This window comes from Fervidobacterium sp. 2310opik-2, assembly GCF_011057735.1.
In the GTDB taxonomy this organism is placed as follows: domain Bacteria; phylum Thermotogota; class Thermotogae; order Thermotogales; family Fervidobacteriaceae; genus Fervidobacterium; species Fervidobacterium nodosum.
On record NZ_LNGG01000001.1, the window covers coordinates 150930 to 160795 of the forward strand.

At 39.2% G+C, this 9866-nt stretch carries 7 protein-coding genes; 6 read left to right on the forward strand and 1 reads right to left on the reverse strand.

Annotation, left to right across the window (positions count from 1 at the left end; all coding sequences use genetic code 11):
• The first annotated feature begins 11 nt into the window (after positions 1-11).
• From AS161_RS00805 to AS161_RS00815, 3 genes are all read left to right on the forward strand, one after another.
• Complete coding sequence (locus tag AS161_RS00805) at positions 12-1532, forward strand: YifB family Mg chelatase-like AAA ATPase (protein WP_011993765.1); 1521 nt, start codon at positions 12-14, stop codon at positions 1530-1532.
• Positions 1533-1556: 24 nt separating this feature from the next.
• On the forward strand, positions 1557-3029 hold the full coding sequence (locus AS161_RS00810; protein WP_164541423.1) for a carboxypeptidase M32: 1473 nt from the start codon (positions 1557-1559) through the stop codon (positions 3027-3029).
• 199 nt (positions 3030-3228) lie between these two features.
• Complete coding sequence (locus AS161_RS00815) at positions 3229-4593, forward strand: FAD-dependent oxidoreductase (protein ID WP_164541424.1); 1365 nt, start codon at positions 3229-3231, stop codon at positions 4591-4593.
• Between the two features lie 81 nt (positions 4594-4674).
• Here AS161_RS00815 and aglB read toward each other — a convergent pair whose 3' ends face one another.
• Positions 4675-6114 (reverse strand): cyclomaltodextrinase, encoded by a 1440-nt coding sequence (gene aglB / locus AS161_RS00820; RefSeq protein ID WP_206518737.1) that lies wholly within the window; start codon positions 6112-6114, stop codon positions 4675-4677.
• 290 nt (positions 6115-6404) lie between these two features.
• On the opposite strand from aglB, the gene AS161_RS00825 reads away from it, so the two are divergent.
• From AS161_RS00825 to AS161_RS00835, 3 genes are read left to right on the forward strand one after another with little or no spacing between them, the layout of a single operon-like run.
• Positions 6405-7544: an acyl-CoA dehydrogenase gene (locus AS161_RS00825; protein ID WP_164541425.1), complete on the forward strand. Its 1140-nt coding sequence runs from the start codon at positions 6405-6407 to the stop codon at positions 7542-7544.
• A gap of 50 nt (positions 7545-7594) precedes the next feature.
• Entirely contained in the window at positions 7595-8371 is a 777-nt protein-coding gene (locus AS161_RS00830; protein WP_164541439.1) for an electron transfer flavoprotein subunit beta/FixA family protein, read from the forward strand.
• Positions 8372-8410: 39 nt separating this feature from the next.
• A complete protein-coding gene (locus AS161_RS00835; protein ID WP_164541426.1) occupies positions 8411-9436 on the forward strand; it encodes an electron transfer flavoprotein subunit alpha/FixB family protein in 1026 nt (341 codons plus the stop codon).
• Positions 9437-9866 lie beyond the last annotated feature (430 nt).

Genomic DNA, 9866 nt, shown 5'->3' on the forward strand with positions numbered 1-9866 from the left:
GGGGATAGGGTTTGTTCTATAGCACTAAATCCGCGGTTATAGTGGGGATAACACCACTATTAGTTACGGTTGAAGTTGACATAAACACGAGGGCAGTGAAAAGGGATATAAACATTGTTGGATTGCCGGATGTAGCGGTGAAAGAAAGTAAGCAAAGGATAATAAGCGCACTGAAAAATTCAAATATATCCCTTCCTAATGGAATGATAACGATAAACCTCGCACCAGGCGATGTGAAAAAAGAAGGCACATTCTTAGATTTAGCGATAGCACTAGGCATATTAGGTGCATCCGGAACAATTCCTAAATTCGATGGAATAATAATAGGCGAACTCGGTTTAGATGGCGCAGTTAGGAAGGTACGTGGCGTACTACCGATACTCCTTGAATTTCAAGACAAAAACACAATCTTTATCATCCCCCAAGAAAACCTCCATGAAGCTTCAGCTACAAAATCAAACTTCATATTAGCCTCTTCACTTTCTCAAATTGTTACTAACTTAAAAGATGGTAAATACGAACCTTACCAAACTAAAAATGAAATAATAACACATATAGAACATCAAATTGAAGAAGACTTTTCGGATATAAAAGGTCACATTTTAGCGAAAAGGGCATTTGAAGTTGCCGCGGCGGGAGGCCACAATTTACTCATGGTTGGACCTCCTGGAACAGGCAAAACGATGTTCGCTCGAAGATTTCCAACGATACTCCCGCCGATGGATGAAAAAGAAATAATAGAAACTTCCAAAATATACAGCGCGGTAGGTTTACTCAATTCATCTTTAATCACCAAAAGACCTTTTAGAAGCCCACACCACACATCGAGCACAGCGGCTATTATCGGTGGTGGGACAAATGTAAAGCCTGGTGAAATAACGTTGGCACACAACGGGGTACTATTCTTAGATGAACTTCCCGAATTCAGAAGAGATGTCCTTGAAGCGCTCAGGGAACCACTTGAAGACGGGATAGTCACAGTATCGCGTGTAAAGGGCAACCACGAATTTCCTGCGAGTTTTCAACTTATCGCTGCGATGAACCCGTGCCCTTGTGGATATTACGGTGACAAAGAAATCGCCTGCAAATGTTCACCGCATGAGATAAAACGATACTGGAAAAACATATCAGGTCCCATCTTAGACAGAATAGACATACAAATCCAAGTCCCAAGAGTCAGCTTTGACGAAATGAGAAGCAAAGACGAAGGAGAAAAAAGTAAAGACATCAGAGAACGGGTAATAAAAGCAAGGGAAATACAAAAACGAAGGTACAAAGATGAGAGAATAAAATTAAACGCAAAGATGACACACAAAATGATAGAAAAATATGTCAGGCTCTCAGATGATGCCGAAAGCTTACTCAAAGCGTACGCGCAAAAATACAAACTCTCCGGCAGAGCTATAGACAAAATCCTAAAAGTTAGCCAAACAATCGCAGATCTAAACGGTAAAGAACTAATAGATATACAATGCATCAGCGAGGCTTTACAATACAGGTTAAACGATAATATAACGGAATTCATCATTTGAAGAACAAAAAAGGGGGATATAGTTATGGAAGAACTTAAGAATTACTATCGAAAAATCGCGAAATACTCAAGCGCATCTTCGTTATTGTACTGGGACATGCAAACGTACATGCCACCACACGCAGGACCTTACAGAGCGCAGGTCATATCCGAGATTAGCTCATATGCTTTCAAAATGTCCATCGACGATGTTCTTGGAAAAATGCTAAACGAGGCAAACCCTGAAAATGACATAGACAGAGCTATAATAAAAGTTGGTAAAAAAGATTACGAAAAATACAAAAAAATCCCACCGGAGTTATTCGAGGAAACGATGAGAACAGCGACGATATCCGAACAAGAGTGGCAATACGCAAAACCAACGGGTGATTTTTCAAAAGTCAAAGCTAACCTTGAAAAATTAGTTGAATTGAACAGAAAAATCGCAGACATACTCGGCTATGAGGACGAACCATACGACGCACTTCTAGACCAATTCGAACCCGGTATGAAAGCAAAGAAAATAGAGAAGATATTCACACCATTGAGAGAATTCACTATACAAACACTGGAGAAGATAGAAAAAGAAGGGAAAAATCCACCGTTGGTGAACCCAAAAATTGCCGTAGAAAAACAGAAAAAATTCAGCGAGGAACTTATAAAATATTTAAAATACGATTTAAACAAAGGACGACTTGATGTATCCGCTCACCCATTTACCAATCCGATAGGTTTAAACGATGTGAGAATTACGACAAGGTATATAGAAGACGATGTGAAAGATTCAATTTACTCAACAATACATGAATTCGGTCATGCGCTTTACGCGCTCTCTATCCCAGAAGAATTTTACAGTTTACCGATAGGTTCAAGTGCCTCGTACGGTTTTGACGAAAGCCAATCGAGATTTTGGGAAAACGTCCTTGGACGTAGCCTTGCATTTTGGAAAGGCATATACAAAAATGGAATAATCGATATCCTTCCAGAACTCAAAGAACACACCGTTGAAGACATCTGGCGCTGGGTTAACGAAGTTAAAAGGTCATACATCAGAACGGAAGCTGATGAAATCACTTACAACTTGCACATAATCTTGAGATTCGAAATAGAACGCGCGTTAATAAACGGTCAACTCCAAGTAAAAGATCTACCAGACATCTGGAACGAACTATTCGAAAAATACATAGGCTTAAAAGTAGAATCAAACACAATAGGTTGCATGCAAGACCCACATTGGTACGGTGGTTCATTTGGTTACTTCCCAACATACTCACTTGGCAACATATACGCCGCGCAGATATACCAAAGATTGAGAGAAGAAATAGAATTCGAAAAACTCTTAGAAGAAGGCAACTTCGAGCCAATAAAACAATGGCTAACTGAAAAAATATACTCAAAAGGAAGAATTTACGAACCAGAAGAACTAATGACATTGGTGACTGGCAATCCTCCAAGTGTTGAACCATTCATGAACTACATCAAAGAAAAATACTCAAAAGTCTACGAAATATCATTATAAATTTCAAAAGCAAAAAATCAATCTCAAAAAACAAGTGCCCTTTCTTAAAACAGAAAGGGCACTTTAATTTTTTAATTTTAAATTTCTCTCTTGACAAATTAGTTTATACTTAGTATAATAATAGTGTAAGTAAAAGTGAAAAAAATAACTTTCAGGAGAGCTAAAAAGTTAAAAAACTTGAGAATGGAGGTAAGTATATATGCAAAACACAAATAAAGTCAAAGTGGCAGTTATAGGTTGTACACACGCAGGGACTGCGTTTATCACCACGGCGAAGAAACTTTACGGAGAGAATGTTGATATATCTGTCTTTGAGAGAAATGACACAGTATCATTCCTGTCGTGTGGTATAGCCCTCCATGTTGGTGGTGTTGTCAAAGACCCAATGAAACTTTTCTATTCCTCGCCCAAAACGTTAGCCGAACTTGGTGCAGATATGAAAATGAGACATGAAGTCGTGGATGTCGATTTAAGTGAAAAATATCTTTTGGTGAAAAATCTTGAGACTGGGGAGACCTTCAAAGAATCCTTCGACAAACTTGTTGTCACATCCGGTTCTTGGCCCATTATTCCAAACATTCCAGGTGTTGAGCTTGAGGGAATAAAACTCTCAAAGAACTTTTATCACGCGAAAGATATCGTGAACTATTCAAAAAACGCAAAGAAGATAACTATAGTAGGTGCGGGATACATCGGTGTTGAACTCGCCGAAGCATTTAAAGAAAATGGAAAAGAAGTAACGATAATCGATATAGCCGATAGAATACTTGCAAAGTACCTCGATAGCGAATTTACACAAATACTTGAGAAAGAAATGAAAGAACACGGAATAAACGTTGTCACTGGTGAGAAAGTTACCGCATTCGAAGGCGAAAACGGAAAGGTCAAAAGAGTAATCACAGACAAAGGCACCTACGAAACGGATATGGTAATCCTAGCCGTTGGCTTCAGACCTAACACGGATTTGCTAAAAGGAAAAATCGATATGCTACCAAACGGCGCAATAATAGTTGATAGATATTTGCACACTTCCAATCCAGACGTCTTCGCAGCGGGCGATAGCACAGCTGTATGGTTTAGCCCATCGGGCACATACGAATACATCCCACTTGCGACAAACGCTGTGAGAATGGGAACGATAATAGCATACAATCTATTTGAAAACAAGATAGAATACAAAGGAACGCAAGGTACATCCGGTGTAAAAGTCTATTCCTACAACGTCGCAGCAACAGGACTCACTGAAAATTGGGCAAAAGAAAAAGGCATCGCTGTTAAAAGTATCTTCACTATCGAAAATAACAGACCCGAATTCATGCCAGAGTACGAGCCAGTCTACATAAAAATCGTCTATCGAACCGACAATGGCCAAATCGTTGGTGGACAAATCATGTCGAGAGCGGATGTCACCGAGAGTGCAAACACACTTTCTTTGGCGATACAAAACAAAATGACCATAACAGACCTTGCGTTCTCCGATTTCTTCTTCCAACCATACTTCAACAAACCATGGAATTTCTTGAACACCGCCGCATTGAAAGCTTTGGAAAGTTTAAAAATTTGAGATAACAAAAAACTAAAAAAATCAAAGCACGCCACAAGTCTACTGGCGTGCTTTGATTGTTTAATTATTTGATTTAATATATTAATATATTCTTTTGTACTGATTGTACCCTTTAACGATTTCATTCAAAGGCTTCAAAATCCTAAAAGACTTTTCGGCTATCTCAAATCTCAGAACACCGCTTGTGAGTTTAAATTGCTCTTGGGTGAATAAATCAACAAAGACAGTCCTGTCAAGCAACCTACCATCCTTTACCGAAACTGCGACCTTTCTTTCTTCACCTGGATTGACCGCAACGATTACATCATCCAGCACGTATGGTGCCTTCCTTAAAAACACCAAAGGCTCATTGTTAAGCACTTCGAAACTTCCAACTTTAAACGCGATTTCACTCTTTCTGAGCGCTATTAACTTTTTGTAAAACTCAAACATATCTAAATCCCATTTACTCCTATCCCATACCATCGTTTTTCGACACTCCGGATCCTTGCCCCCATCTAAACCTATCTCCGTGCCATAATAAACAACTGGCACACCTGGGAACGTAAATTGCAAGACGATAGCTAATTTTCTTAAAGCTTTATCTGGTATCGAATTTGCAAGTCTTTCCGTATCGTGGCTATCTAGCATATTCCAACATCCGTATATATTTCTTGTGCTTTTGAAAACCCCTTCCAGCGCATTCCCCGGTTCTTTTAATTCACCATTTAAATAACTAAACACAACCTCTCTGAGATTGTAATTCATAATCCCATCGATCATGTCCCACCTATCTGGATAAGTCCAAAGCTCACTAACAACGTACTTATCAACGGAAACAGATTTCACAACCGATGATATAAAAGCGTTATTGGCAGGTCCAAGATCCTGGCCACAATCAAGCCTCCAACCATCTATCCCAATCTTTAAATAATGCTCCACAACACTTGCGATATATTCACGCACCACATTTTCCTCAAGGTGAAATTCCGGTAAAGACCTGATTCCCCACCATCCCCTATGTCCATCTTCGTATATAGAAAACCTACTTACGTAATCTCTCATCCACCTTTTCGCTTTCAAAAACCACGGGTGCTGAGAACTCACATGGTTGAAAACACCATCCAAAATTAGCCTTATATTATTACTTTTCAAACTCTTCAACAAACTTTTAAGCGCGTTCATCCCACCGAATTGACTGTCGACTTTAAAATAATCAACAGCGTCGTACTTGTGATTAGATGGAGATTTAAATATGGGAGTTAAATAAACTGCATTAATACCCAACTCTTTTAAATAACCAACTTTCTCCGCAATTCCCCACAAATCTCCACCGTAAAACCACCTATTCTGCCTCCCATCACCAGTACTTACAGGTGGTTCATCCCAATCTTTTAAAATGCCATCTTTGTATAAATGAGCTTTATCTTTAATGCTCTTTCCTTTACCAATAGCGAATCTATCTGGAAAAATTTCGTACACAACACTCTCGAAGGCCCAGTAAGGCGTTGGATAAGTTGGATAAATTGGATAACTCAACAAAATCACTCCTTTGCATTCATAAATTTGTCAATCAAATAAATTATACCCTAAAACGCGAAATTTTACAGCCTTACAGAGTCTTACAAAATTCCGAAACTAAAATCATTTATTTTACGAAAATTTAACGTGATATTATTCACGATATAACATAGACAATCGGAAAAAGGTATAAAATATAATTGAAAATGTGAAAATATTCACAGAATATAAAAGAATATTCCCAAATGTTTGTAATGAATAATTATTCAGATTATATGAAATCAAAATACACACCCGACAGGAGGGATTATATGGATTACTTACTCACGAAAGAGCAACTACTTGCGAGAGAATTATTCAGAGAATTCGCGGAAAAAGAGGTTAAACCGTTAGCTCAGAAAGTGGATGAAGAAGAATACTTTCCAATGGAAACAGTCAAAAAAATGGCGGAAATAGGTATGATGGGCATACCTTTCCCCAAAGAAATTGGAGGAGCGGGTGGCGATTATTTAACGTACATTATAGCCGTTGAGGAATTAGCAAAAGTTTGTGCGACTACATCGATAATCCTCTCAGCTCACACTTCGCTTTGCTGCTGGCCTATCTTTAATTTCGGCACGCAACAGCAAAAAGAAAAATATTTGAGACCACTGTTGAAAGGTGAAATGATTGGTGCCTTCGCGCTTACAGAACCAAATGCAGGCAGTGATGCGGGTAATCAACAGACAACCGCGAAACTTGTTGGCGATTACTACATCCTCAACGGCTCCAAGATATTTATAACCAACGGCGGTGTTGCAGATGTCTTCATCGTCTTTGCTATGACAGATAAATCGAAGGGCACAAAAGGCATCAGTGCGTTTATCGTTGAGAAATCCTTTGAAGGTTTCAAGATAGGCAAGCCTGAAAAGAAGATGGGAATAAGAGGTTCATCGACAACAGAGTTAATATTCGAAGATTGCAAAGTCCCCAAGGAAAACTTGCTTGGTAGCGAAGGTATGGGATTTAAGATCGCTCTTCAAACGTTAGATGGTGGAAGAATAGGCGTTGGCGCGCAAGCACTTGGCATTGCCGAAGGCGCAATAGATGAAGTGCTTAGATACGTTAAAGAAAGAAAACAATTTGGAAAATCCATTGGTTCATTCCAAGGAATCCAATGGTATATAGCCGATATGATAACAAAAACACGCGCAGCAAAATTATTAGTTTACGACGCGGCGATAAAAAAAGACAAAGGGATACTCACAAGTGCTGACGCGGCTATGGCAAAGAAATACGCCTCAGATGTTGCGATGGAAGTAACAACCCAAGCTGTCCAAATATTCGGCGGTTACGGTTACACAAGAGATTATCCAGTCGAACGAATGATGAGAGACGCGAAGATAACGCAGATATACGAAGGAACAAACGAAGTGCAGAAAATGGTCATTGCCGCGCAGTACATCAAATAAGTTAATTGTAAGCTAATTGTACAATTGTACAGGGAGGCTAAAATATGAGCATGAGAATAATCGTATTCGCAAAGCAAGTACCCGATACAACGGAAGTTAAAGTTGACCCAGTTAAGGGTACACTCATCAGAGACGGTGTCAGGTCGATTATGAACCCAGAGGACAAAAACGCGTTAGAAGAAGCGTTGAGATTAAAGGACAAATTTGGTGCGAAAGTAACGGTCATAACCATGGGGCCACCTATGGCTGAAGCCATACTCAGGGAAAGTTATGCAATGGGCGCCGATGAAGCGATACTCATAACCGACCCACTGTACGCTGGAGCGGATACATGGGTTACAAGTATGATACTTGCGAGAGCTGCTCAGCTTATCGGTTTTAACCTAATACTCACAGGCAGACAAGCCATAGACGGTGACACAGCGCAAGTGGGAATAGAAATCGCTCAGCACTTGGGCATTCCCGTAATAGCTTACGCAATTGGTGTTGAGATAAAAGAAGATAGAGTAATAGTTAAAAGGGAACTCGATGACAGAATAGAAATCCTATCAACTCCTCTCCCATGCGTTATAACCTGTTCAAAAGACATCAACAAACCAAGGTACATGAGAGTACCTTACATCTTTGAAGCGTATTCTAAAGAGATAAAAATACTAAATAACAGCGTTTTAAAATTCGACAAAAACGAAGTTGGGCTTGTAGGTTCACCTACAAAAGTAAGAAAAACTTTTACAAAAGGACCAAAAGGCGAAGGTGTACTCTTCCAAGGAGACATAGACGAAGCCGTTCAAAAAATCATCGAAGCTATACCCGTGCTTGGAAAATAAAAAATTAGTAAAATACGAAACGTTTGAGAGGTGAGTATAATGATAATGGTTCTTTGCCAGCAGGAAGATGGCGAACTTCACAAAGTCGGTCTTGAGTTACTTGGTAAGGCGCGTGAACTTGCACAAGATTTAGAAACGCAAGTCACAGCGGTTATTCCTGGAGTTGACATATCCCACTTAGCTCCGATACTTATCCAACACGGAGCCGATAGAGTTATCCTTGTAAGACACAAAGAACTCAAAAATTACACAGTTGAAAAATACACGGAAGCACTTTACCAAATCATCGAAAAAGAAAAACCAGAAATACTCCTACTTGGTGCAACGCAACTTGGCAGAGAAATCGGACCAAGCCTTGCGGCAAGGTTAAAAACAGGCTTAACGGCGGATTGCACACAACTTGAAATAGACAAAGAAACAAAATTACTCCTCATGACAAGACCCGCATTCGGTGGCAATTTAATGGCAACAATAATCTGCCCAAACAACAGACCGCAAATGGCGACAGTGCGACCAGGTGTATTTCCACTCAAAAACGCAGATGTAAACAGAAAAGGGGAAATTATAGAATTTATCCCAAATTTAGAAGGTAAAGAATTCAAAATAACAATCGAGGAAATTGTTAAGAAAGTTAGAAAAGGAAGGGACATAACCGAAGCAAAGATAATCGTCGCGGGCGGCCGAGGGATAGGCTCCAAAGAAGGATTTGAACAGTTGAAAGAACTAGCAGATTTACTTGGCGGAGAAGTGGCAGGCTCAAGAGCAGCTGTGGACAACGGCTGGATAGAAAAAGACAGACAAGTAGGTCAAACAGGGAAAGTGGTAAGACCAAAACTGTACATCGCAGTTGGTATCTCTGGAGCAATCCAGCACCTTGCTGGAATGCAAGAAAGCGAATACATAATAGCCATAAACAAAGACCCGGAAGCCCCAATAATGAAAATAGCCGACCTTGCCATCGTCGGTGATTGGAAACAAATCATAGGTAGATTAATACAAAAATTAAGGCAAGAAGAAAAAGAAGAACAGATATCACAGATATCACAGATATCACAGATATCTTAAATAATCTTATGAAAAATCCTATCCCAATTTCCCCATCGGGATAGGATTTTTCTCATAAATTCATGCTTTTAGGATTATAAAGCCTTGCAAATTACTTTGTGACCATGTGACTATAGTCGAATTTTTGTCTACAGCTGTGACAAGTGAAAATAAATTAAAATATCATATTTTATGAATTATTCCCTTGATTAAATCAACGCTAACTGAAAACACTTTTGAGAATTCTGATTTGTATAGAAAAACTGTGGCAAGAAGTCCAACTAATGATGAAAGAATTGATAGGAATAGACTTTGCGAAAATGTATGGAGCAACGCCGAGCAAATAAAACTAATCACAAGATAGTAAACCTTCCTCAAATTGTATGGAACAGGATACAACTTTTTGGAGACACTTGATTCGATGGCAAAAACAATTATAAAAGATAATCAT